Genomic DNA, 24,598 nt, shown 5'->3' with positions numbered 1-24,598 from the left:
CGAAGCCCTGGCCGATCCTGCACCATGCGTTAGGCCGCGCTGAGCGCGGTGGGGTGAGTGTTGATCCAAGAGAGGCCGCCGAGGTCAAGGTGGTGCCGGGCGCGGGTGACGGCGACGTAGGCGAGGCGGGCGTCGGTGTCGCTGATGGGTTCTGGAATGGGCTGTCCTTGGGCGTCGTGTTGGTCGGTGTCCTTGGGTGGGGGGAAGTCGTCGGCGATTTTGACGGTGGGCCATTCGCGGCCTTTGGCGGTGTGGGCAGTGGAGACGGTCACGTCGGCATGCTGTTCGTCGGTGAGCTGGTCTACTGCGGTGAGGATGGCGTCGGGTCCGTGGGTGTCGATGAGGTCGACGAAGGGCTGGACGTCGCGTCCGGCGGGGTCGTGTGCGGCGTAGTCCTGCAGTTCGCCCCAGGAGTTGAAGAGCACGAGCTCGGGGTGAGAGGTGCTGCGGCCGCCTTTGAGGTCGCGGGCGGCGAGTGCTAGTGCCGCCAGCTGCTGCTTTCCCCGGGTGAGTGCGACACGGTGGCCTTCGGAGAGCAGGCGCATGACTTCTGCCATGGCTCCGATGTTGGTGCGGCACAGCACCACGTCAGGGCAGTCGAGATGGCCGATCTCGGTGGTGATGGTGTCGGTGCCTGTCAGGCGGATGGGGGCGTCGGCGAGGGCCAGCCACCGGTTGGCTTCTTTGGCGATCAGAGGGCCGAAGCGGAAGGATCGGGTCAGGGTGAGAGCTGTGGCATCGAAGCCGGTCATCACGTCGCGTGCGCCGCGCCAGCCGTAGATGGCCTGAGCGGAGTCGCCCACCATGACGAGCTGGGCGTGGCGGCGCTGGGCGTTGAAGACCTCCTCTAGGACCGGGTTGGTGTCCTGGGCTTCGTCGAGGAAGAGAAAGTCGGCTTCGAGCTTCGGCTGGGTCAGGGCCCACATTTTCAGGTAGTGGTCGTGCTCGAAACGCAGCACACCTTGATCGGGGTTGTGTAGATCGGCCCAGGCTTTGGTGGCGAACGGCAAGGCTGCCTCGGCGAGTTGAGCGTGCTCGCCCGAGGTGTTCAGGCCGCGCAGGTGCGGCACGTGGTGGTGGGCAAGGGCGCGGTCGGCGGAGTGGCAGTAGCGGGTCACGGTGCGCAGCACGGTGTGGGAGAGCGCCCTGGGGTTGATCTTGTGATCGCCGATGCGGACCGGCCGGGTGATACCGAGCGCCTGCCCGCTCTTCCAGGCAGGTTGGCGGGGACTGTTGAGACGATCCCTGTAGCGGTGGCCGAGGGCGGCGTAGGCCGTGGCGTGGGCGGTCTGGCACTTCACGGTGCGGGGGAAGCGGGCCGCGGCGTCCCGGGCGATGTCCTTGTTGAAGGCGAGGTAGCGGCCGCTGCGCTGGGCGCTGGCAGCAAGTAGACAGAGCGTGCTGGTCTTCCCCGTTCCGGCGCCGGCTTGCAGGACGAGATGGTGACCGGCCCGGAAGGCGTCGGCGGCGTGGGCCTGTTCGTCGGTGGGCGTGTGCAACAAGGGCTCCGGGAAAGAGAGAAGCATCGAGGGCAGAGGAGGGATGCCTCTAGCGGCTGTGCTGGGCAGCTGCGCCAGGGTCCTACGGTGCCGGCGGCGCGCAGCGGTGATGACGGCAGCCGACGCGACGTGCCGCGCTGGCCAGGACCTCTTCGGGCGTGTGATGGGCGAGCAGGCTCGCGAGCCGGTCCTCCAGACGTTCGGCGCGCTCGCGTGCATCCCGGTCCAGGGCCGCTCGCACGCGTCGGCCGAGCACGTCCTGCGGACGCTGCCCCAGGGCAGATGCGTCACGGCAGAGAACCTCATGGGTAGCGGAGTCGAGGTCAACGTTGAGCAGGACCTGACCGTGCCGGTCCGGGTAGTGCGTGGTAAGGACGTCGATGGGCAACCACGGGCCCAGACGGCGCCGCAGCCCATGCAGGGCGCGGCCGGGACCGTGCGCGCTGTGCACCACCATCAGCCTGGTGCGGTCCGCATTTGCTGCCAGGGGCACACGGTGACGGGCATGGCGGATCTCGCCGGGGGCGGCGGGCCTGGTCAGGGTGATCTCGACTGCATGGTGCACAAGGTGTCCGGTCACGGCCGAACCGCCCGGCGTACGCGGCTTGCAGGCCCAGGGCGTCGGTTGCGATCGGGCAGGCGGGTGTGGATGTGCTCGTGATGGCGTAGGGGTTCGAAGGGCTCCCAGTCGGCCACCGCCAGGTCGGCCGCCGCCGGTGTGGCGGCGTGCTGCGGGCACCGCTGCACACGCCACCGCATCTGCTCGGCATACGGCAGTCCGCCCAGGTCGTAGATCGCCATAACCTCAGCGGGCAAGGCCAGTTGACCGCTCGTTGCCGTGGCCGGGACCAGCCTCCAGGTGCCGGGCGGGGCGTCGGATGTCAGGAGCGGGCTGGTGCAGCGGTTGCGGCGCCGGGTCTGGGCGACGCACTGGATCTCCTCCACCGGGCGGGCCGCGAGGTAGCGGATATACAGCAGCTGCACGATGGGCCTGGCCGGGCGGCAGACGGCCGGCGCGGGGGCCTGTGGCGAGGGCGGGGGAGGGGCGAAGGCGCCGGCCTCGATCAGGCGCCGGGAGTTCACGGCCAGCGACCGGCGTAGCCCGGCCAGTTCGGGGGGAGTCGGGTGAGCATCCCGGGCGGGGCAGACGACGGCGTGCGGCAGACGGCACCAGCTGCTGCCGTCCCCGGCAGGGTGGGCGACACCGCAGCTGACGTGCCAGCGGCACGCGGCGGGCACCCGGGCGGCCGGAAGTTCCTGGGGATGGAGACGGACGGGCCGCTCAGTGCTGCGGTGGTACCACTCGATCCGGTTGCCGCACTCGCGGCACCGGCCGCTTTGACCGCACCGCAGCAGCCGGCTGACGCTGCCGGGGGAGACCTGCAGAGAGCGGCGCACGCGATGGGCGACGACCGGGCTGCCGTCCCAGTGCCGGGCCGAGGGATGTGGTGTGGGGCGCATGCGGGCGAACCTGCCAGCCAACACGCCGGATCCATGGCGGCAGTGCCGCCGGATCACCCGGCCAGCCCCACTAGGTGCGACTGGAGTGCGAATGCCTGAATGAACGTTCGAGATTTTCTTGCCGGCTGGGTGATTTCCGGCATCGGCTCGGGCGGCGTGTCAGGCCTCGGTGGGCCCAGGCAGGTCATGCCCGCGGCACAGGGTGCCGAAGAGCTCGTCGAGCGGGGTCTGCAGGGCGTGGGCGAGGGCATGCCAGGTCTTCAGTGTGCCGATGGTGCGGCCCTGCTCGATCTCGATGACGGTGCGCCTGGCCAGGCCGCTGCGGGCGGCAAGCTCGTCATAGGTCCACCCGCGCGCGGCCCGCAGACGCGCGAGCTCCAACCGCAGCGCGTCGAGGTCCGGATCGGGCGGCAAGATCGTCACCCGTCCATCCGAAGGGGCAGACCCCTGCCCTGTCAGTGCAGACCTCTGCCCTATTTCCCCAGGTCGCGGCAGCCGTCAGAGGGCAGACCTCTGCACTACGGTGGGCGACCGCCCCACAACCAAAGACACACCGGCGCGCACGCGACAGGAGGACCACGCGCCCATGAGGCTGCGCACAACATGCCCAGCAACGCCACGCGCCTGGACCGTGGAACTACGCTCGCACCCCAGCGGGCTCGTCCTCGTCTGCCAGCACTGCCCCCACGGCAGCGGACAGATCACCGCAGCCTCCGCCCGCTCAGCCGCACTCAGCCACCTCGCACGCCACGCACGCGGCGACCTCCTCCCCTCACATCTGCGCATCTGCCAGTGCCACGAACGAGGCTGCCGCTGGCACCCCCGCCACCGCGGCTGCTCCGGCCCTATCCGCCTCCTCCTCGCCTGCGAACGCGGCGGACGACTATGGCGACTCGCCGACGCCTGCAGCGCCTGCGCCGCAGTAACAGCACAAGCCGCCGTCGTACCCGACACCGCCCTCGCCCGCGCACCGCGGCAGCCGGCAGCCACCCGGCGACGCACACGGCAAGCCAAGGGTCCAGGCGAACAAATCCGGGTCCGTGAAATGCTCAGCTACCTGGCCGCCGCCCTCCCGTCCGACGCATCAGCCGCCACACGCCTGCTCGCGCTGCAGTGCGCGCTACGCATGAGCGCCAACATGCAAGTTCGGCTACCCAAAGGCATGCTGCGCAGCCTCCGCCTCGATACCCCGGGGCTCTGGCGCGAGTTGGAACACGCACGATGGCTGCGCACCTCCCCCGGAAGTACCACTAACGGGGTCGTTGCTGAACTACTCGACGTCACGCTGCTCGAGCAGGCCCCAGCTCGCCCCGACCGAATGTATGCCGCAGACTGGGCACTGCGAGTCAGCTCCGAGGTGGGAGTAGCCGGACCGCTGTCGCAGCTTTCAAGCCTCTATCTCACAGCACACACCACCCCGGAAATCGGCAGCGGTCAGAGCGAGCTCGACCAGATGGCACACGTTTGCGGTGCCCGCCCCGCGGAACTGCCCAACACGCTCGATCGCCTCGCAGCGACCGGCATACTCACGTCATGGAAGGTCTGCCTGAACTCGGGAGACCTGCACTGGACCCTGGCCGGGGAGAGGGGGCGTGCACGAGAGCTGACACTGGGGAGATCTGTTACTGGGCACTGAGCCCGCCTCCGCACCCGTTCGAGGCGTTGGCACAAACCGTGGGCAGCCCGGAGAGCCACGAGCGGGCCGCATGCCCTCGGCCTTTCCGTCGGGAAGGTACGCCCCTCGCGTCCAACCCGGCGCCGATCCACAGGCCTTGAGCATTGCTCGCCTGAGCGCGCGAGCCGCGAGGCTCCTTCCAGACCACAACCCACCGTCCGTACTCGACACCACGGAACGCAAGCAGGTACTAGCGTGTTGTGTCGTTCGGTGTGCGAAGAGTGATCAGGCCAGGGGGGCCTATGCGGAGGCGGATGTCACCGAATCGCCGTGGGGCTATCGTCAGTGGCGGCCTCGTGGCCGTCATTGTGGGGTTGACTGTGTCTGACTGGCCCCAGGGGAGCCTCCGGGGCTTTTGGAACCAGCATGCTTTTCTTGCCGGTTCACTGTCCTCCGTGCTTTTCCTAGCTCTCGGTGCGACGCTCGTCGAGGAATGGATTGCGCGGCGCGACGAGGCTCGGCTTCGGCTGGTCATACTCGTGGCCTGCGGGGCGCTGGCTCGGGCGCCTCTGGCTCAGCGGCGGGTGATGTGGTTTGCCCTAAACGGTGGCCACCTTATTGAGGATGCCGACTTCCGGCTCGATCCTGAAGCGGCAAACCGGATCAGGGCGATTCTGGCTCGCCATGATCTTGCTGAGCTCAAGGAGAACGAAGTCATCAATGGGGTGGCAGTTCCTCCTGGGACAGCATCCAGGATTAGCGTGCTCGCTGCCGATCCGGAGTGGGCCCAGACGGCATACGACCTTCTTCGGGGGTGCTCTCACGGCTTCCGCGTGATCACGGCCAGGTGGGCTGCGCTGCTGACTGGGACGGACACGAGTGCGGCGATCCTCGAGGAGATCGCTCTTCAGTCGGAGCAGTTGACGCAGGTCCAGGTGAGGCTGCTCCCTGTCGCGCGAGGACGTGTGACAGAGTTCCAGCCCGAAGAGATCAACGAGTTGGGCGGCCTATGGCGGAGGGAGTTCGCCAACTCCATCGCTCTCGACGAGGCGTTGACGCAACTCAGCGGCAAGAGAGGGGCCGACTGGGTCACGGACGGGCGGAATCTGCTCGAGGCCACGGACCTGGAAGCGCTCAGGGCGCGGGAGCCGATGGGGGAGGGGCGACCCATGCGGCTGTACACGTGACTTTGACGGGGCGGCATCGACAATGAGCTCCGGTTGGCTTTCGAAGCCGCTCACACGGCATCCCGGCCCTCCGCGGCGCTCCACACCGCTGTCAAGGATGGGTGAGCCCGTCCTGAAGAGAGTGGACCTGCACCTCAATAAGCCGGTCAGTGGCTGGGGTCGGCGATGCGGGCCCAAACGGTCTTTCCGCCCGGCGCTGTTGTGGCGTAGCCCCACTGGCTGGTGAGGGCATCCACGATGAGCAGCCCCCGGCCTGCGTCTGCCAGTGGCGTTGGGTCGGCGCGTGTTGGGGGTGTGGGGCTGGGGTCGGTCACGGAGCACACCACTGTGCTGCCTGTACGGGCTACACCCAACCACGCCTTGCTATCTGCTTCGCCGGGGCCGGCTAGTGCGTGCTGCACGGCGTTGGCGGCGAGCTCGTTTACCACGATCATCAAGTCTTCGGCGAGCGCGTTAAGCCCCCAGGCGCTGAGGTTCTCGCGGATGAAGCGACGCACGGTTTGCAGGCTAGCGGGATCACCGCTGAAAGCCCGGGCAGCGAAGTCGGCCGTGCTGATACCCAGCGCAAGTCCCCAGTCCGAGGTGAGGGACGAGGCCAGGGGGACGTCTGGGAGCGGACCTTGTTCCGCAGGCGCGAGCGTGCTTTCGACTTCTGTGGCCCGGCTCAGTGCCGGTGCCGCGTGTGCTGCCACTGTTCATCCCCCCGGAAGACGCCCAGTTTGCGGGCCGCGGAACCCCTGCCCCGACTGGTCAGTATCCGCCCCTCCGCGCTCCACATGCAATTGCATCGGTGACTTGCATCCAAATGAGGCGACCCGGGAACGCTTGTACCTGGCAAGGAGAGCAGCATCGACCAGAGGTGAGTGAAAACCGGACAACGCTGAAAGAGGGCGGACATGACGCAGATCATCAATGGTGTCCCGGCGGATTCCCTGTGCAACGTGACCTGGGTGAAGAGCAGCGGCAGCACGGCGGACGGCAACTGCGTCGAGGTGGCCTTACTGGCTGGAGGGGAGGTGGCAGTGCGCAACTCGCGGGACCCACACGGTCCCGCACTGGTGTACACCCAGGCGGAGATCGCGGCCTTCATCGCGGGGGTGAAGGACGGCGAGTTCGACCTGATCGCCAGCTAACGCCAAGCAGAAAAAGCCCAATTGGGTCCTCGCCGGACGGCATCCTGGAAAACTGACGCTCGTCGTCTGCCCTTCACAGGAGACCCCATGCCCGCGCCCGCCGTCCCGGTCGATGCACCCACGCTCGAGTACTACCTTGCCGCCTCCGCGCGCAGCCCGATCGCGGTGCGCCTCGTCCTTGGTCACCTTCTGCGCACTCTGCGCAAGGCAGCCGGGATCGACGCGGAGGCGGCAGGCCGCTTCATCCGCGGCTCGGAAGCCAAAATCTCCCGGATGGAACGCGGCCAGGTGACCTGCAAGCACGACGACGTGACGGACCTGCTCGCCCTTTATGGCGTGGCTGGCACCCAAGTCCTTGGCCACTTTGCGGAGATGGTGCGCATCTCCCGTCAGCCCGGCTGGTGGCACCGCTTCGACGGCGTCCTGCCGGACTGGGCCGGCAAGCTGATCGGCCTGCAGGAGGCTGCCTCCACCATCCGCACCTATGAGGTGCAGCTCATCCCCGGACTCCTGCAGACGCCCGCCTATACCGAAGCACTCGTGCGTCAGGCCTACCCGCTGGCATCGCAGGAGGAGATCAACACCCGGCTGGAGCTGCGCAGGACCCGCCAGAACGTGCTCGCCCGCCAGGATGCGCCCCACCTGTGGGCGATCCTTGACGAGGCCGTGTTGCGCCGGCCCATGGGCGGCGAGCAGGTCATGCGCGACCAGCTGCGGCATCTGACGGAGATGGCGCAGCTCGAGCACGTCACGGTGCAGATCGCTCCGTTCAATCGCCCCGGCTGCATCGCGGGCGGCTTTCCGATAACCCACCTGCGCTTCGATCTTCCAGCGCTGCCCGACGTCGTCTACCTCGAGCAACTCCAGGACGCCGAGTACCTGGAGAAGCCTGAGCAAACCCAGCACTACCGTCGTGTCCTGGACGGCCTGGCCCAGGCAGCCCTGTCCCCGCAGCACAGCCTCGACCTACTCGAATACATCCTCAGCTAAGTCGCCGGACAATCACGAGCCCTTGCCGGTCAGCGGACCTGGGCCACGCCGCCGTACTCCGCCCAGAGTGGGCTGCCCGTACTCGCAGCGCGGTCACTGCCCGGCCGCCACTGCGAGACATCGACCTGCCCCGGCGCGAGTAGCCGCAGCGTGCTGAAGAACGACTCGACCTCCGCACGCGGCCGGATTCGTCCCCACCATCCGCTGGCCGCCCCCTGCAGTACAGCGTCGGCCTGCCGCCGCACATCGGCGTCCTCACTGACGAGCTGGCTGGCCGCGACGCAACTCCCCGGCGCCAGCACGCGGGCGGTCTGCTCCAGCAGGCCGGCCGGATCTGCGCGATCGGGGATCGTGTGCAGTACGGACACCAGCAGCACCGCCACGGGCAGGTGGATGTCGATCAGCCTGAGCACCGGCGGCGCACACAGCAGGTACCCCACCTGCAGGGGATTGGCCCGCACGACCATGGTGCGCCGCTGGTCCTCCCACAGCGCCCGGCCGTGGGTGAGTACGAGCGGGTCATCGTCGGCGTAGACGACCCGGCAGCGCACATCAACACTCCGGGCGACCTGATGCACACTCATCGCCATGGGCAATCCGGCACCGAAAACGATGAACTGACGGATCCCGTACTCGCGCACCAGATGGCTGGTCACCCGCAGCAGGAACCGATGCGCGGACTCCGCAACGCATCGGGCACCTGGCACGACCTGCAGCAACCGCTCACACGCCTCCTGGTCAGCGGGATAGTGATCCTTGCCGCCCAGCAGGTAGTTGTTCATCCGGGCAATACTCGGCGACGCGACGTCGATGACGTCCTTTTGCGGCACCCGCCCGCGTTCCAATGCGGCACCCCACCCTGGCCTCCGTACCTGCGGCACGCTGAATGCCGCAGACACTCCATGGTAGAAATACCGCGCCCGGCCGGGACAGTTCTCCACAGAATCACTCGCCCCGACCCGAAGTGCGCTACAGCAAGCCAGCCATGGCCGCTGTCACCGGCGCACGCGGCCGGCCGGTAACTGCGCCCTCGCAGGCCCAGCTGGCGGCGCCGTCAGCTCATCCCCCAGCGCCCGCTGCGCCATCCGCAATTGGGAGGCGACCGCCGGCACTTCAACCCCCATCACCTCAGCGGCCTGTGCCTCGCTCAACCGCAGCCGACAGAGCAGGATCACCGCATCCGCCTGCGCATGCGGCAGCACCCGGTGCACCGCATCGACCGGCTGCGCGACAGCAGGCTTGCGGCCGCGCAGCGCGGAGGAGATCAGCGCATCCAGCAGTCGCCACGCCACCGCCGCCGGGCGGGGACTGCTGATGACCGTCGGCCAGATCGTGGCCAGGTTCCCCAGGACCGCCTCCACGACCTGCTGGCTCATCCACACATCCCGCACGCGCTCCCGCGTGTAGCTCAGATAGCGCTCCTGGTACAACAGGCAAAACGCCGTGTACTCCAGCGGCAGGACCAGCTCGATCGCCGGCTGCGGGGCATGGTCCGGGGCCCGCTGGGGGCAAGACGCCCGCACAGGCAACTCGCCGCGGCGGCGTAAAGACAGAAACATGGCACCTCATTTCCGGGGCACAGAGCGTCAGATGGACTCGGGATCTGCAGCTGGAGGCCGCCGGGGACCCTCCTCGGGATCCACGCAGAGCAGGAACGTGTAGTGGACGGCCTCCCACAGCGGCCGCACATCCGCAGGCCAGCCACCCATGGCGGTCACCAGCGCCGACGTCTGCTCCCAGCCCGGGACCATCTCGCCGCCGAGAATCTCGTTGATCTCCTGCGTGCTCAGCGCCCCGTGCGTCGCTTTGCGCACGACCCCGACCTGCGGGCGCCCGGCAGCCAGATGCAGCCCCCGCAGCGCCGCCTGCAGACGCGCAACTGCATCAGGAACCGCATGCCGCGCCGGCGCCACCAGCCCGTGCGCGCTTTCGAACAGTGCCTTGAGTTCCTCGGGTTCCCCGTCGAACAGTTCGACCATCGCGCACAACACCAGCCATGTCGGCGTGCGCTCGCCCGACAGGATGCGCGAGACGTACGACGGCGACAGCGACAGCTCGTCAGCCACCTTACTGATCGTCAAGTCGCTGGCCCGGTGGAGATGAGACAGCGCCGAGGCCAGCTTCACCGACGCCCGCTCGGCCGACTGCGACAGCGGATTTCCCTCCGCCGCCTGCGGGTCCTCCACCGGCGGCGCGGGCGGCTGCCGGACCGCAGAGCGCTCCGCGGCCCGCCGTTTCAAGCGTTCTCGCACCCTGTTCTCCGGCCACCGCGTGCGCGCCGTGGTGGCGCTGATCCGGGCGGCCTCGGCCACCTGATCCCAGCTCGCACCACCGTTGCGGGCGTCCTGGACGGCTGCCGCGACGTAGTACTCCACCTCCCGGCTCACATCGCCCGCACAGCGCAGCAGTTCCTCCAGGGGACGTCCGTCGTACTCGGCCTCCAGCAGCGCCGCCGACAGCGCCTGCAGATGCTCGGCGATCCGCCGGCCCAACGGCAGTGCAGTGCGAGCGTGCTGCTGCCCCCGGCCGTCCCGTTCACGCTGCGCTTTGCCACGGCAGTCTTTGGTGCAGTACTCCTTCTTCCGCCCAGGACCGCTGGTCTGTGCAAACCGCCGCTTGCAGTAGCGGCAGCTGTCATAGCGGGGAGTCGTGCCCGCCATCGTTCCTCCCACGTGCTGTAGCCGTTTCTCCTCCGGACACGCGCGAGTTCTTGCACGCGCGGAAGAGGAACTCGCTATTCCCAAAGTCATAGCGGCGCCAGCCGCCGAAGCGCGTGGTGGCATGCCCGCAGGCACGCCACCACGCCTAAGAGCGGCTCAACTCAGCCGAATCCGCAGGTAGTTGCAGTGCGACTGGCGCATCGCCACCATCAGGCCCGCCACCAGCACCGTGGTAGCGGGCGCCGCCCACCAGCCGCGAATCAGGATCGTGGGCAGCACGAGGAGGGCCAGAAACACACTCGCCTGCACCGTGACAGTCCAGGCACTCGCGATACGGGTTTCGGGCCGGGGAAGACGCGGAATGCTAGCGTCGTCGCGAGTTGCCGCCCGAACGAGAGCGGGAACGGAAAACGGGTCAAGCACAGGGCACTTACCTGCCTTTCTTGGTCTTGTCGATGAGGGGCCCCGGCATCGGTAGCGAGCCTGTCCGGGGTTTCCTCGCGTCAACGGACCGTAGTGCCTCCGTCACACCCGGCGCCATATAAACGGTTCATCGCGCAAAGTTCGAACGTCACAGCGGTGACAAATGGCCGAGCAGCGGCAACACGAGCACCCGCCCCCGCTCGCTTTCGACCGACTCCGACTGGAGTCGACCAAAACTGACAAAATCCGCGCCCATCCCGCATAAATGCAGGGAAGGGGCCGACTGGGGCCGGAACGATCCCACCAAGGCGCGCGCCCAGCGCACACCCTTCCGGTGGGCAACGGACCGTCCGTCCCCACGGTCAGCCGCATCCCCGCAGAATGTTTGCGCAAATTCGCAGCGTGTGTTCACCGGCGACGTGACCAAGCGCGCTCACGTGCCGTTGCCCAGGCCGTGGACCCTTTCGAAGAGACCGACCTCGACTTCGCACCGATGCCGACCATCGAGCGGCAGGCTCTGCTGAGTCTGGAGGAGGCACACGAACTCCTGCATCTGCTGCTTGCCGTAGCCCAGGAGGGCGGAGCCCTGTCCAGCCAAGCCGACCATCTGGCCCGCGAACTTGCTGCCAGGATCCCATCGGAGGATGAGAGGGCCTCGCCATCGGAGCCTCCCCACTGAACGAGTGGCGGGTCCCAGATCGTCGAGAAGCCCACGACGAACCAATTGCGCCAAACCACGGCGTGGCCGCCTGACCGGCGACGCCGCGGCGTCAGAGCAGAGGGCGGGACGACCAGGCCCCTGGCAGGCGATCAGCCACTGGTGCGCCCGGCTCGCTCGGCGTCCCCTGCCTTGAGAATGTCGCCGAACATCGGTTCCCCATCCGGGAGGCCGGCCACGCTCGTCTCCCGCCTTCGCTCGATCAACTGCCTTACGAGGCGTACGAGTTCGGCGGGCTCGAAGGGCTTCGCGAGGAAGGCGTCGACGCCGACGTCGAGGCCACTCTCGACCTCGTACTGCGAACAGGCGCTAATGATGGCGAGGGGAAGATCTCTGGTCCGCGGATCGGCCCGCAGCTGAGCAGCGGTGCGCAGCCCATTCAGCCGGGGCATGATGACATCGAGGGTCACGACATCGGGCCGCACCCGATGAATGACATCCAGGCACTCGACACCATCGGCTGCGGTCACGACCTCGAACCCTTCCAGTTCGAGATGGACTCTGATCAACTGCCGGATGACCCTGTTGTCGTCCACCACAAGCACCCGCCCCGACCTGCCTGGCGCTACCTGTGAGTCGGTCCCCACCGGCTCCACGACAGCTGGCTCCGCACCCGGCTGCCGCGCTGCGTCCACCTCTGCCTTCGCACCGTCTGCGGCTGATTCGGGATCGCTCTCCAAGCGGTTGGTCAGCCAGCCGAACAACGCCTTGCGCCGCCGATCGAGGTCGGCTCTGTCCACGACGACGGCGGACTCCGCTTGCCGCAGGGCATCGCTGATCACCGCGTCCAGCTCACCGGAGCTGTGCTGGGACTGGTCGCTCATGCGCGTGCCTCCTCTTGCAGCGCAGTGCGTGTCCGATCATCGAGGAAGGGCCAAACTTCTTCTTGCAGCTTTTGACGAGCATTGGCCACGTGCTTGCGGACTCCGGATGGCGCGATCTCAAGGAGCTCGGCGATCACCGGCGGTGGGTGCTCCTCCAAGAAGTACAGAATCGCGACGCGTCTGCGCACCGTCGGCAGACTGTTGATCACGCATAAACAGTGATCTGCTGCCTGCCGCAACAGCGCCAGATCCGCCGGGTCGAGCTCAGCACGTTGGTAGCGCTCGGCCAGTTCGGGTTGCAGCCTGTCGAGGTTGTGGGAGCGCCGGATGCCGTCGATCCACATGTTCTTGCACGTCCGGCGCAGCCACGCACGCTGTGCGTTCTGACTGCGTGGCCCGACCGTGGCCCAGGCCAGTGCGGCCGCCTCGAAGGCACGGCTGACCAGGTCACCCGCTTCTGCGGCGTTGTTGGTGATCACGGTGGTGTACCGGAGAAGCCCTTCGGATTCCCGGTGCCACAAGGCCGCCACTTGGCTTGCGGTCTCGATCGTGAGGCGCGGCTGTGTCACCCGCTGTTCCTGTTCCGCTTCGCCTGTGGGGGGTTGCCGATCTGAACGCGCATGGCCGGCCCGCCCCTGCCCTGCTCCTGCACGACCACCGTACCTGCGGGCGCATGACGCACGAGCGCTAGCAGTGTGGCCCTGCGCTGCCGTTCAGCCAGGCCCGAGTCAACAGCCGCCGCAGCAGCAATCAGACACAGCACAAGCCAGGAGCCGGGCTGTAGGGCCAACGGCCATAACCAGCCCAGCCATCCCATCCAACTTCCCCAAGCGACCTTCACACCACCAGATCGAACGAGACGGCCAAAGTGCTGCCCTCCAGACCAAGATTCTTTCTCCCGAGGCCGAGTGTCAGCGGGGGGCACGGCCCGCAGCACTACGTCGATACCTCACTCCAACCACTGCACGACGGCTGCTGGATGTCACCGTCCCCACGCATCCCCCTCACCCAGCCCTCTTCGAAGAACAACGGCAAGTGCACTCCTTCGCGCAGCGGCATGCCGACGCCGGCACCCCAGTTGACGTGCGGAGAGACCTGATGGACCACGACGATCCCAAAACGACCATGGGCTTCTACCGGATTTCTATGGAACGCAAGCGCAGAGGGAGCGGACGCTTGCGCGGCGGGCTTCCTGGGGAGCGGCGCGTTCGGCTGCGGTCTGTGTGTCGGCCTTGGCTCCAGGGCAGGCGAACTGTTACTCACAGCGGTGGGGGCGTCCGGGCTCCCGGGCGCGGCGCATAGTGCGGGAAGAAGGCATCATCCGCCAGCCGAGTGGTCCAAATGGGTGAATTTGTCGTTTATGTGCATATGGTGTCGCCGGTGTGAAACTCGCGGCTCAAACGTGCGCGGAGCGCAACGACGCCCATTGGCCCGCAGCCGTCAGCCACCGCTCAGCCTTGAGAACCAATGAGGTGAGAAATGTGAGTGCGCCATACCCGGACGGGAGCCCCGGACTCCTCAGCAAGCCGAAGATGCCAAAGCTGGCCAACGGCCTGCCCAGCATCGTCTACGCCCAGGCATCGCCCCGCTCGATCGGAGGTACGTCTCTGTTCGAGGCCGGTGCCATTACCGCTCGCACCGCACAGGCCGTCCAGTCCGAGCCCCGCATCGTCGACCGAGCCGCGCAGCAACTGCGTGAGGCCGGGTTCACGGTGTTCCAGGACACCCCGCCTGAGCGTGGTGTGCGTGAACTCGCGCCCCAGGCGACACTCAACATCTCCGGACCCCCCGACCTCTACGAGCGCGCCTTCGGATGCTCCCTGGAGGCCGAGGAACGGCCGGTGCTCAAGGAGAACCAGCGAGAAGACCTCGCCACCTTCGTGGAATGCCCGCAGACAGACATGCCGGGTCTCATCGACACAGCGGACACCGACTTCGCCGACGTCCTCGAGGGAGTAGCACTCGAGGAGCCCCGGTACTTCTTCGCCACCGCCATGGCCCCGTCTGCCGCCTACTGGCACCTGGACGTACCGGGCGATGTGTCCTTGGGCTGCAACGCCGACAAGGCCCACCGCATGGGGGTGACCGGCACAGGGGTCAAGGTGGTCATGACCGACTCGGGCCACTTCGACCACCCGTTCTTCTCTGCACGCGGCTACAGAGTGCAGCGGCCCGTGGTGCTGGGGCCTGGTGCCACAGCGCCGGCCGACGACGAAAGCGGCCACGGCACTGCGGAATCGGCGAACATCTTCGCGATCGCTCCGGACGCCGATTTCACGATGGTCAAGATGAGCTTCTTCAACACCATCGGCGCCTTCAATGCCGCGGTCGCACTGAACCCGCACATCATCAGCAACAGTTGGGGTTCGAACAAGCGGCGACCGCAACAGATCAGCGCGGCAGACCAGGCCCTGGCCGCCGCAGTCGCCGTGGCCGTCGCAGCTGGCATCACCGTGGTGTTCTCCGCTGGCAACGGTCAATTCGGCTTCCCCGGCCAGCACCCGGACGTGATCTCCGCAGGAGGCGTCTTCCTGACCCCCGACGGCACCCTGCGTGCGTCGGACTACGCCAGCGGCTTCGCCAGCGAGATCTTCATCGGACGCAACTCCCCAGATCTGTGCGGGCTCGTCGGCATGCAGCCCAGAGCGGCCTACATCCTGCTGCCGGTGCAGCCCAACGACGACATCGACCGCGACCTCGCAGGAAGCCACCACCCCAACGGCGATGAGACCCGTGCCGACGACGGCTGGGCGGCGATCAGCGGCACCTCCGCCGCCGCTCCTCAGATCGCCGGCGTCTGCGCCCTGGTCAAACAGGCAAACCCACAGCTGACCCCCAAGCAGGTCCGCGGCATCCTGCGCAGCACCGCCCGCGACGTGGCCGCAGGACACTGCATCAACCGGGACGGCATGGGACACGCGGCGGTCCCGGGCCCCGACCTGGCCACCGGCACCGGTCTCGTTGACGCCCACGCCGCCGTCGTTGCCGCCCAGCAACCCTAGAAACCGATCGAAGCCCCGCCCAGCAGCGCCACCCGAGCATGCCAAACCGCGATCAGGAGGTCATCTGCGACATGGTCAGCGTGCCCAGGGGCCAAGACCAGACGCTGTCGGTACTCGTCGTCCTGCGCCCGCCCGGAGACGCGCCGGCCATCGAGGAGATCACTGCCAACCACGTACACCAGTTCCTGCCGTCCCCGGACGTGGTCCGGGCCGTCACCCGCTGGTTCACATCGCGCGGCTTCGACGTAGGCGAAACCGTCGGCATCTCCTTCCCACTCACCGGGCCACACTCCCTGTTCCAGGACACCTTCCACCTCCCCGCCGGTGAACTCCCACAAGAAGCGCTCAGCCTCGACGCCCTGCCCCCCGACATCGCCCGGCACATTGACACCGCCACATTCACGCCACCCCCTGAGTTCGGGCCGGGCAATCCATAAACATCCTGGCCGGAATCCCGGAGCCGACCTCGCCCTCGTGGTGGTCACAACCTCGCATGGCACCCCCGCTTTCACGCCACAGTGGGCGATGCGCTGGGTTCAGGCGGCGACGCCGAGTTCGATTCGCGTGCGGTGGATGAACGCGCGGACGGCTGGCTCGCGCCGCCAGGGGATGAGGGCGGTGTTGAACTCGCGGACGTAGTCCTTGGCGCGGGTGGACTGGACGCGGGCGAGGATGTCGACGGAGCGGTTGCCGAGTTCGAGGCCGTGGTCGAGATCGCGGGCCTGGAGGTGGGCGGTTGCGACGATGGCGAGCCGCATCCCGACGGAGCGGGTGAAAGCGCCGGGCGGCATCGCGGCTGCCTGCCTGTTCCACATCAGCGCTGCCTTGGGGTTGTTCAGATCGCGGAATACTTCGGCGGCGTCTGCGGAGAGGCGGGAGTGCACGTAGAAGTCGATCCACCCAGGCTCGTCGCCGCAATCCTGCTCGGCCCTGCCCAGGAGATCCTCGGAGGCGGCCAGGGCCCGGCAGGCCGCATTCGGGTTGTTCTCCCGGGCGTGAGCGCGGGCCTCGATCAGCTTGGTGAACGCCAGCACCCGCGGCGCCGCCTGGCGTTTGGCCCGGTTGAACGCGCCCTGCGCCATGTCGATGGCTTCGGATGCGAAACCGCGCATCAGGGACTGCATGGCCATGGTGGTCAGCACATAGCAGCCGAGTTGCACATCCCCGCCGGCGCGGGCGAGGCGGAGGGCTTGGATGAAGTGCCGCTGGGCGGCATCGTGCTGGCCGACATCGAAGGCTGTCCACCCGGCAAGGCGGGACAACTCGGCGGTGACGGAGAAGAGTTCACGGCCGATCTTGTCTGAGAAGCTGCCCTGAAGCAGCGGGGCGGCCCGTCGGTCGAGGCAGTCGGTGACGGAGTTGGCCTTCCAGTTCCCGCCGCCGTATTTGGAGTCCCACCGCCTGGCGTCGTCGGCTGCCTCGCGCAGCTCGCTGAGGTCGGCCCGGCCGACCTGCTGGCCGCCGCGGCGTTCGGCGGTCTCGTCGGCCGGGGTGACGAGCCATCGGGTGACGGGGGTGGTGAAGGCGGAGGCGGCGAAGCCGGATCCGGCCAGGAAGTCGCGGCGGTTCACGGAGCTCCAGAACGAAGTGGCGACGCGGACGGCGTCGGCGGGATCCCTGGGGAAATCCAACCCCACCGAGGCGCCAATTGTCTCCGCCTCGCCCATCCCGATCTCACTCAAGTCGACGGGCCGGCCTAGCCTCTCCCCGATAGTCTGCGCCAAAAGCTTCGGAACCGGCCATTTCGGCGTCATTCCCCGCCTGCACCAGTTCGCCACCGACGTGTGGGTGTAGTCGGTCTCTATCCCGGCGGCATGGGCGAGCTGGTTGACGCGCAGAGCCAGGGACTTGTGGCTCGCGCCGCAGGCTTCGATGAGCCGGGCCAGGTCCGTGTTGGGCGGACGGGGCCGGCGGGTGGTCGATGCCACGACCTCTCCCTTGCCGGTCTCCGGGACCGCGGCCGACTCGAACAGACGGTTGAGGGCATAAGTTCAGTCCTCGCCTTGGGGGCGAAGAGTCGTACGCGTTCCGCGTGTTGGGTCACCGAGGATATTGCCCCGGCACGACTGACGAACCGCGTCTGCGAGTTGTGAGCCCCCCTGCGAGCCCTCCCCTCACGCCGGCCGGGCGGCTGTGATGAGAGCCCAGGCGGCCGCCAGAACTGGACGGATCCCCTCCGGCGGCCGCCGCCGAAGCACCACCTCACCTGACTCGGGGGCGGCCCAGAGATGTGCGGAATCGCAGGATTAGCCGGAGCGGACGCTGCCCGGCACAAAAGCACGGTCGGCGCCATGGGCGCGTCGCAGGCCCACCGCGGCCCGGACGGCACCAAGCACGCAGCCGCGATGGACGGGCGGGCGGTGCTGGCCATGAACACGCTACTGATCGTCGACCCGAAGGCCACGCCCGGCCCCTACCTCGACCGCGAGTCCGGAGTGCTGCTGGCCTTCAACGGTGAGACCTACAACTACCGGGCCCAGGCAGCCGCTTGGGGCATCGAGCTCGGCGAGCGGGACACCGACGCCCACCTCATTCTGCGGGCCTGGGCCAAGATCGGGCCGTCCTGCCTGGACGGGCTCGACGGTATGTTCGCCATCGCCGTCTATGACCCGCGCGTCGGGAAGCTGTTCCTGGCCCGCGACCGGCTCGGTGAGAAGCCGCTCTACTGGCGTCTGGACGGCGGCCGGCTCGCGTTCGCCTCCGAGGTCACCACCTTGACCGGCTACGGCCCGGCGCCGCTCGTGCTGCGTCCGGAGATGCTGGCGATCGAGACACCCACCGGCGTCGATACCCCCTTCCAAGGCATTCAGCTACTGGCCCCGGCCACCCTGCTGTCCTTCGACGTCGTCACCGGCTCCCTGACCCAGCACACCTACTGGGGCTTGGAGAACAGGCAGCCCTTCACCGGCACCTACAGCGAGGCCCTCGCCGCGTTCTCCGTCGTCCTGGCCGAGCAGGTCCCGCTGCGGGCTCCGGCCTGCGACTTCGCGCTCTTACTGTCCGGCGGCCTCGACTCGTCGGTGCTCGCCTACCTGCTGCGGCCGCCGGTCTGTGTCACCGTCCGCTACCCCGGCCAGGACCGGCTCGACGAATCGAAGATCGCCACGAGGATTGCGGCTGACATCGGTGCCGAGCTGGTGGTCGTCGAGCCGGAGCCCTTCGACTTCCCCAAGGTCCTGGGGCACATGATGTCCGCGCTGGACTATCCGATGGGCAACGCGTCCACGTTCTCCGAGTACATGGCCTACCGGAGGATCGCCGCCCTCGGTGTACGGGTCGTGGTCGGCGGGCTCGGCCCGGACGAGTTCCTCATGGGCTACGTCCGCCACTCCCTCGTCCTCTTCGGCGCCGACGCGGTCCTGGCTGCGGGGATGGACGCCTACCGGCCGCTGGCCGCGAAGCTCATGCACACCGCCGGCGAGGACCTCGACCCCGCCGACGCCGTCACCCGGCTCGTCCTGCGCGGCCCCGACCCAGAGGGGCGGATCCGTGACCTCATTGCCGCCGCGATGGGGAAGGCGGGCGGGGACCTGGCCTGTGCACTCACCCTTGCCGACCTGGCCACGGCCTGGCGGCCGCTGGTGATGACGAGCGACAAGCTCGCCTCCGCCTTTGCGCTGGAGCGCCGGTCGCCCTATCTGGCACGGGAGTTGGTCGAGCTCTCCTACCGGCTGCCTGCCGAGCACAAGATCGCCCACCCTGCCGAGGGCAAGCGGATCCTGCGGGACGCCGCGAAGGCTCTCGGTCTGCCGAGGGAGGTCTGGGCCAGCCGTGACAAGCTCGGCTTCGCCTCCCCGGTCCCGTCCTGGCTGAACAGTCAGCTCGCCACCTGGGCCAGCGCGCAGATCCACACCGCACTCGCCGAGGCTCCGGCCTCGCTGCGTCCGCTGCTGGAGGGCGGACTCACGAAGCCGGGCGGGCGGTTCGACCGCACCCGGATGCAGGCCCTCATGGCCGCCGCCTGGTTTCACGGCCAGACGGTGAGGGCTGCCGCGTGATCCTGAACTCCCTTACTACGGTGTCCGGATGCACCAGGACACCACCGCCGACAGCCCGGCCACCGCCCGCGGAGCGGTCGCGATCATCACCAACCGCCGCGGCGAACTCCTCCTCCACCTGCGCGATGACCTGCCCGGCATCGCCTGGCCGAACCACTGGAGCGTGCTGGGAGGCGGCTGCGATCCTGACGAGGAGCCCCGCGAGGCGATCGTCCGTGAGCTCGACGAGGAAGCTGGCTTGACCGTCACCGGCCTCATCGAGCTCTTCGAAATCCGCGACCAACACGGCTCTGGCCAGCTGATCACGTTCTTCGCCGCCTCCTGGGACAGCGATGAGAGCCGGCTGCCCCTCGCGGAGGGCGTCAAGCTCCAATTCTTCGCCCCCGAACACCTCGACATTCTCACGATCCCGCCGTTCATCCGGGACGGGATCAACCGCCATCTGGCCGCCCGGCCCGCCTGAACCACCTCGCCCTCACGGACGGGAAGAGGTGGGCCGCCTGCGGGCGGACCCACCTCGCAAAGGAACCCCGTTCATGAAACTCACCGTGATCGGCTGCGGCTACCTCGGTGCCACGCACGCCGCCTGCATGGCCGAACTCGGCCACGAGGTCCTCGGCATGGACTGCGACATCGACAAGGTCCACATGCTCAACTCAGGCAAGGCCCCCTTCCACGAACGCGGCCTCGACGACCTCCTCGCCAAGCACACCGCCAGCGGACGCCTCACCTTCACCGCCTCCTACGCGCAGGCCGCCGCCTTCGCCGACCTGCACTTCATCGCCGTCGGCACCCCGCAGCAGCCCAGCAGCGACGCCTACGATCTCACCCACCTCTTCACCGCCGTCCGACAGCTCGCACCCCGCCTGCACCATCCGGCCGTGATCGCCGTCAAGTCCACCGTCCCCGTCGGCACCGCACCCCGCGTCCGTGACCTCCTGCACGAACACGCCCCCGTCGGCGACGCCATCGAGGTCGCATGGAACCCGGAGTTCCTCCGCGAATCATTCGCCATCGACGACACGCTGCGCCCCGACCGGCTCGTCCTCGGATTCGACACCGAGCACTCCCGGGCCGAAGCGATCTTGCGGCAGTGCTACAGCCAGATCATCGACGCCGGAACGCCGACGATCGTCACCGGCTGGGCCACCGCCGAACTCGCCAAGTCGGCCGCGAACGCCTTCCTCGCCACAAAGATCTCCTTCATCAACGCGATCGCCGAGGTCTGCGAAGCCTCAGGGGCGGACGTCGCTCAACTCGCCAGCATCCTCGGCCACGACATCCGCATCGGACCCCGCGGCATGCGCCCGGGTCTCGGCTTCGGAGGCGGCTGCCTGCCCAAGGACATCCGCGGCTTCATGGCCCGCGCCGACGAACTCGGCCTCGACCAGGCGCTGACGATCCTCCGCGAAGTCGACGCCATCAACCAGCGGCGCCGCGCGCGCATGGTCGACCTCGCCCGCGAACAGACGGGCGGCAACCTCGGCGGCAAGCGGATCACTGTGTGAGGCGCAGCCTTCAAGCCCAACACCGACGACATCCGCGACTCGCCCGCCCTCGCCGTCGCGCACCAACTCTACGAGCTCGGCGCGGCCGTCACCGTCACCGACCCTCAAGCCCTCGACAACGCCCGCAAGATGCACCCCGAACTCGACTACATCGAGGACCCGGTCGCAGCCGTCCAGGACACGGACCTGCTCCTGCACCTGACCGAATGGCCGCAGTTCACCCACATCGACCCCCACCGCCTCGCCGCTCGCGTCACCACCCCGAAGGTCATCGACGGCCGCGGCACCCTCAACGCCGACACCTGGCGCGAGGCCGGATGGACCGTCCTCGCCCTCGGCCGGCGATGAGCAACCCTGCCTGCGTGTTCGGGAATCCGGAGGACATATCTCGAGCCGCTGCTGCCCGCCCTGCAACCCGCGTGCGATCGTTCGGCCGTAGCTATGCAGAGCCCTTCGCCGGTCACAACCGCATTCCTTGGATCCGGGGCTGCTGAGCACTGCTCCGTTGTCTGGCAGATGGAGGGCGCCTCCCAGCACAGCCTCGGGTCGTGTGGGGGGCGACTGCCGAGCAACGGCTAACCGCCATACACACTGAGGTACCTCGTGTGCGTGGCCGAGTTTGGTGCGCAAGCATCTCAAGTCCAGCTTGTACATGCAGAGTTGGCCGCCACCTCCTACGGTATTTCCGGCAGCGGTGAAGGCTGCCGAAGCTGCTGGGGAAACGGGGGTGGCCGCGTTGAAGGACTTCGTCGCGGCGTGTACGGCGGTGCTGGTGCAGCACATGCATGGGGACTCTTGGCCGCTTGTCCGCGATGGCCTTGTCGCGTTCCTCATCGACAACGAGTCCGGCGATCAGGCTCGAGTGGACGTCGAGCGCCAGTTGGACCGGACCCGGGACGACCTCATCAACGCCCGCGCACGCGAAGAAGAGGGCACGGCTGCGGATGTGGAAGCCGAATTGCGCCTGCGCCTGCGACGTGTCCTTCGTGGCAGGCCCAGTGCTAGCACCCCACTCCGCGTTCTGGTGAACCAGTTCCCGCACGGCGAGCCGGAAGACGGAACACGTGAGGGGCCGAGCCTTCCGGTCGCAAAGGCCACCACGGAGCCCCGGCTGGCGGGCACCCGTACGAAGACGGACGGCCCCCCGCGTCCCACGGCTGCGAGGCTTTCCGGGCGACGCCGCAAGGAGATCGTCGCGGTGCTGCTGTTCAGCGGCGGCCCCATCTTCGAGAGTTCCATACCGCTGTCGGTGTTCGGGATCGACCGCCAGGACGCCGGCGTGCCGCGCTACCGACTGCTGGCGTGCGGCGGCGAGGAAGGCCCACTGCGGACCACAGGGGGACTGGAACTCTCCGCACCACACGGCCTGGAGGCGATCTCACGGGCGGGCACGGTCGTCGTGCCGGCCTGGCGTTCGATCACCTCGCCGCCACCCGAGGACGCGCTCGACACACTGCGCCGGGCGCATGAGGAAGGTGCCCGCATAGTCGGGCTGAATACCGGTGCCTTCGTCCTCGCCGCGGCGGGCCTGCTGGACGGCCGTCCCGCGACGACGCACTGGATGTACGCACCGACGCTGGCCAAGCGCTACCCGTCGGTGCACGTGGATCCACGAGAACTCTTCGTGGACGACGGAGACGTCCTGACGTCCGCGGGTACGGCGGCCGGAATTGACCTGTGTCTGCACATCGTGCGGACGGACCACGGCAACGAGGCGGCCGGGGCCCTGGCCCGCCGTCTGGTGGTGCCGCCGCGCCGGTCCGGCGGTCAGGAGCGCTACCTCGATCGATCTTTACCGGAGGAGATCGGCGCCGACCCGCTGGCCGAGGTCGTCGCCTGGGCGCTGGAGCACCTCCACGAGCAGTTCGACATCGAAACAATGGCGGCACGCGCACACATGAGCCGCCGCACCTTCAACCGGCGTTTTCGGGAGCTCACTGGCACCGCTCCCGTGCAGTGGCTGGTCACTCAACGCGTCCTGCAGGCGCAGCGCCTGCTGGAGACGTCGGACTACTCGGTGGACGAGATCGCCAGCCGCTGCGGCTTCCGCTCGCCGGTGGCGCTGCGCGGGCACTTCCGCCGCCAGCTCGGCTCGTCGCCGGCCGCGTACCGGGCGGCCTACCGCGCGCGCCGCCCCTCAGACGGCGGGACCCTGCACACCTCACCCGGACCTTCGCCCGCTCCAGACGATGACGAATGGCCCGCACCGCCCAGCAGGCCAAGTGCGCCTCTTCTTCCCTCCAACCGGGATCCGGCTTCCACTTCTGTTGACCAGGGTGCCGGCGCCTGATGGGGGACATCGCCAAAGGCGCACTCACAGGCGCCTGGAGCCTGCTTGTCGGCTGGGTGCTGCCCACCGCGATCAACCTCGCCGTTCTCACTACGGTCCTGCTGCCCAGCCTTCGCCGTGTCCCGGCGCTCGGGCATGCTGCAGACCTGGTCGCAGGACGAGGCGCGCTGGCCTTCCTCACCGCATCGCTGATGGTGGGCCTCGTGCTCAACGCTCTGCAGAACCCGCTCTACCGAATCCTGGAGGGCTACCTACTGTGGCCCTCCTTCGCGTACGAACACGGCTGCCGCCGCCACCAGGCCCTCAGGCGCCGCCTGACCGACCGCCTCCTGCTCATGCGCCTCGAACGCCGCGCGGCCGACTCCAGCCTGTCCCCGATCCACAGGGCCGACCTCACCCTTTTGCTCCACAGTCCCCACCTGGCCCGCCACCGGCGCCTGGACCGGCGCAGCACTGTCACCCGCCGGGCCCTCCTGCAAGAGCGCCTCGCCCGCTACCCCGTCGGGGACGGCCACCTCGCTCCGACCCGGCTCGGAAACGCGATTCGCCGCTTCGAGGTCTACGCCTACGACCGCTACCAGCTGGATTCGCAACTGCTGTGGAACGAACTGACCGCAACCGCACCCGAACAGGCGCGCAGGCAGGTCGATACCGCGCGCACCAGCGTCGACTTCTTTATCTGCCTGCTCTACGGTCACATAGCGCTGCTGCTCGCCGCGGCAGCAACCCTCACCTCCGCCGCCGGCACTGCGGCCGTGGCTGCTGCGGCAGTCGTCCTCTGCGTCCTCATTCCTGTGTGGTACCGCTGTGCCGTCAGCGCCACCGATGAATGGGCGGCCGCTGTACGGGCTCTGGTCAACGTCGGCCGGCACCCTCTCGCCGCATCGCTCGGTCTGGACATCCCCAAGGAACTTGCCGCGGAGCGCACGATGTGGTCCCTGGTTTCCCGTCTCCCACGCATCCCCTACCACGAGCATGCCGCGGCCCTGGACCACTACCGCCGCCCACCCGCCCGCACCAGTGACGACACGACGTGAAGAACGAGCTCGCCGTGCTCAAGGCATCCTGCGGCCGCCGGCACCGGGGCTGGCGGGCAAGCCGTAGAGAGTTCGGTACTGATGGTGGTGCGGACCAGGGCGGAAGGGCGCTGAAGCCGGTTGAACACCAGTTGCTGGCGCACGCAGGAGTCGGCGCATACTTCGGGCAGCGCTTCGGCGATCACGCAGGGAGTGCGGCAGCCTGGGCCGCTTGCTGCGCTCAGGACGGCTGTGCGGCAGGACGGGCCGGATG

General features: G+C 68.2%; 23 protein-coding genes and 1 pseudogene. 12 read left to right on the top strand and 12 right to left on the bottom strand.

The features are described from left to right. Positions 1–29: 29 nt before the first annotated feature. From EJ357_RS00345 to EJ357_RS00330, 4 genes are all read right to left on the bottom strand, one after another. The gene (locus EJ357_RS00345) at positions 30–1,499 is read right to left on the bottom strand and encodes a UvrD-helicase domain-containing protein (RefSeq protein WP_126399023.1); all 1,470 of its coding nucleotides are present in this window, start codon (positions 1,497–1,499) and stop codon (positions 30–32) included. 82 nt (positions 1,500–1,581) lie between these two features. Next, positions 1,582–2,079: a hypothetical protein gene (locus tag EJ357_RS00340; RefSeq protein WP_126387503.1), complete on the bottom strand. Its 498-nt coding sequence runs from the start codon at positions 2,077–2,079 to the stop codon at positions 1,582–1,584. Continuing rightward, positions 2,076–2,960 carry a DUF6083 domain-containing protein gene (locus EJ357_RS00335; RefSeq protein ID WP_126387501.1) on the bottom strand — a complete coding sequence of 295 codons (885 nt, stop codon included), beginning with the start codon at positions 2,958–2,960 and terminating at the stop codon, positions 2,076–2,078. Before EJ357_RS00335 ends, EJ357_RS00340 begins: the two co-directional genes overlap by 4 nt. Positions 2,961–3,119: 159 nt before the next feature. Beyond that, complete coding sequence (locus EJ357_RS00330; protein WP_126387499.1) at positions 3,120–3,383, bottom strand: helix-turn-helix transcriptional regulator; 264 nt, start codon at positions 3,381–3,383, stop codon at positions 3,120–3,122. Positions 3,384–4,005: 622 nt separating this feature from the next. Here EJ357_RS00330 and EJ357_RS48880 point away from each other — a divergent pair. Further along, on the top strand, positions 4,006–4,596 hold the full coding sequence (locus EJ357_RS48880; protein ID WP_228472870.1) for a hypothetical protein: 591 nt from the start codon (positions 4,006–4,008) through the stop codon (positions 4,594–4,596). Positions 4,597–4,931: 335 nt separating this feature from the next. Beyond that, the gene (locus tag EJ357_RS00320; protein ID WP_126387495.1) at positions 4,932–5,762 is read left to right on the top strand and encodes a hypothetical protein; all 831 of its coding nucleotides are present in this window, start codon (positions 4,932–4,934) and stop codon (positions 5,760–5,762) included. Positions 5,763–5,908: 146 nt separating this feature from the next. Here the strand turns inward: EJ357_RS00320 and EJ357_RS48875 are convergent, their stop codons facing one another. After that, the gene (locus tag EJ357_RS48875) at positions 5,909–6,454 is read right to left on the bottom strand and encodes an ATP-binding protein (RefSeq protein ID WP_126387493.1); all 546 of its coding nucleotides are present in this window, start codon (positions 6,452–6,454) and stop codon (positions 5,909–5,911) included. Between the two features lie 204 nt (positions 6,455–6,658). Between EJ357_RS48875 and EJ357_RS00310 the strand changes: the two genes are divergently transcribed. Beyond that, the gene (locus tag EJ357_RS00310; protein ID WP_126387491.1) at positions 6,659–6,895 is read left to right on the top strand and encodes a DUF397 domain-containing protein; all 237 of its coding nucleotides are present in this window, start codon (positions 6,659–6,661) and stop codon (positions 6,893–6,895) included. An 87-nt stretch (positions 6,896–6,982) separates the two neighbouring features. Beyond that, on the top strand, positions 6,983–7,885 hold the full coding sequence (locus EJ357_RS00305) for a helix-turn-helix domain-containing protein (RefSeq protein WP_126387489.1): 903 nt from the start codon (positions 6,983–6,985) through the stop codon (positions 7,883–7,885). A 29-nt stretch (positions 7,886–7,914) separates the two neighbouring features. Here the strand turns inward: EJ357_RS00305 and EJ357_RS00300 are convergent, their stop codons facing one another. From EJ357_RS00300 to EJ357_RS47990, 4 genes are all read right to left on the bottom strand, one after another. Then, entirely contained in the window at positions 7,915–8,715 is an 801-nt protein-coding gene (locus EJ357_RS00300; RefSeq protein WP_228472871.1) for an SAM-dependent methyltransferase, read from the bottom strand. Positions 8,716–8,880: 165 nt separating this feature from the next. Further along, complete coding sequence (locus EJ357_RS00295) at positions 8,881–9,444, bottom strand: hypothetical protein (RefSeq protein ID WP_126387487.1); 564 nt, start codon at positions 9,442–9,444, stop codon at positions 8,881–8,883. 27 nt (positions 9,445–9,471) lie between these two features. Continuing rightward, positions 9,472–10,545 carry a helix-turn-helix domain-containing protein gene (locus EJ357_RS00290; RefSeq protein WP_126387485.1) on the bottom strand — a complete coding sequence of 358 codons (1,074 nt, stop codon included), beginning with the start codon at positions 10,543–10,545 and terminating at the stop codon, positions 9,472–9,474. 156 nt (positions 10,546–10,701) lie between these two features. Continuing rightward, a complete protein-coding gene (locus EJ357_RS47990) occupies positions 10,702–10,842 on the bottom strand; it encodes a hypothetical protein (protein WP_175647240.1) in 141 nt (46 codons plus the stop codon). Between the two features lie 391 nt (positions 10,843–11,233). Between EJ357_RS47990 and EJ357_RS48870 the strand changes: the two genes are divergently transcribed. After that, on the top strand, positions 11,234–11,647 hold the full coding sequence (locus tag EJ357_RS48870) for a DUF6417 family protein (RefSeq protein ID WP_228472872.1): 414 nt from the start codon (positions 11,234–11,236) through the stop codon (positions 11,645–11,647). Positions 11,648–11,778: 131 nt separating this feature from the next. Here EJ357_RS48870 and EJ357_RS00280 read toward each other — a convergent pair whose 3' ends face one another. Beyond that, entirely contained in the window at positions 11,779–12,282 is a 504-nt protein-coding gene (locus tag EJ357_RS00280) for a response regulator (protein ID WP_228473256.1), read from the bottom strand. Positions 12,283–12,506: 224 nt separating this feature from the next. Next, on the bottom strand, positions 12,507–13,079 hold the full coding sequence (locus EJ357_RS00275; RefSeq protein WP_126387483.1) for an RNA polymerase sigma factor: 573 nt from the start codon (positions 13,077–13,079) through the stop codon (positions 12,507–12,509). A gap of 813 nt (positions 13,080–13,892) precedes the next feature. On the opposite strand from EJ357_RS00275, the gene EJ357_RS00265 reads away from it, so the two are divergent. Together EJ357_RS00265 and EJ357_RS00260 are read left to right on the top strand one after the other, a co-directional pair. Next, on the top strand, positions 13,893–15,512 hold the full coding sequence (locus EJ357_RS00265) for a S8 family serine peptidase (RefSeq protein ID WP_228472873.1): 1,620 nt from the start codon (positions 13,893–13,895) through the stop codon (positions 15,510–15,512). A 38-nt stretch (positions 15,513–15,550) separates the two neighbouring features. Beyond that, complete coding sequence (locus EJ357_RS00260; protein ID WP_228472874.1) at positions 15,551–15,949, top strand: hypothetical protein; 399 nt, start codon at positions 15,551–15,553, stop codon at positions 15,947–15,949. Positions 15,950–16,048: 99 nt separating this feature from the next. Here the strand turns inward: EJ357_RS00260 and EJ357_RS00255 are convergent, their stop codons facing one another. Then, on the bottom strand, positions 16,049–17,440 hold the full coding sequence (locus tag EJ357_RS00255) for a sporulation protein (protein WP_126387479.1): 1,392 nt from the start codon (positions 17,438–17,440) through the stop codon (positions 16,049–16,051). Between the two features lie 363 nt (positions 17,441–17,803). On the opposite strand from EJ357_RS00255, the gene EJ357_RS00250 reads away from it, so the two are divergent. From EJ357_RS00250 to EJ357_RS00230, 5 genes and pseudogenes are all read left to right on the top strand, one after another. Then, positions 17,804–19,510 carry an asparagine synthetase B family protein gene (locus EJ357_RS00250; protein WP_175647238.1) on the top strand — a complete coding sequence of 569 codons (1,707 nt, stop codon included), beginning with the start codon at positions 17,804–17,806 and terminating at the stop codon, positions 19,508–19,510. Between the two features lie 28 nt (positions 19,511–19,538). Continuing rightward, positions 19,539–19,973 (top strand): NUDIX domain-containing protein, encoded by a 435-nt coding sequence (locus EJ357_RS00245; RefSeq protein WP_126387475.1) that lies wholly within the window; start codon positions 19,539–19,541, stop codon positions 19,971–19,973. A gap of 73 nt (positions 19,974–20,046) precedes the next feature. Beyond that, a pseudogene (locus tag EJ357_RS00240) lies at positions 20,047–21,366 on the top strand (UDP-glucose dehydrogenase family protein). Between the two features lie 763 nt (positions 21,367–22,129). Further along, positions 22,130–23,308, top strand: coding sequence for a helix-turn-helix domain-containing protein (locus tag EJ357_RS00235; protein WP_126399012.1), 1,179 nt, complete (start codon positions 22,130–22,132; stop codon positions 23,306–23,308). Further along, the gene (locus EJ357_RS00230; RefSeq protein ID WP_126387473.1) at positions 23,308–24,345 is read left to right on the top strand and encodes a hypothetical protein; all 1,038 of its coding nucleotides are present in this window, start codon (positions 23,308–23,310) and stop codon (positions 24,343–24,345) included. Before EJ357_RS00235 ends, EJ357_RS00230 begins: the two co-directional genes overlap by 1 nt. Positions 24,346–24,598 lie beyond the last annotated feature (253 nt).

It is taken from the genome of Streptomyces cyaneochromogenes, from assembly GCF_003963535.1.
Lineage (GTDB): Bacteria > Actinomycetota > Actinomycetes > Streptomycetales > Streptomycetaceae > Streptomyces > Streptomyces shaanxiensis.
Note: the sequence above shows the minus strand (reverse complement) of the source record. Positions and strands in the feature narration are given on the sequence as shown.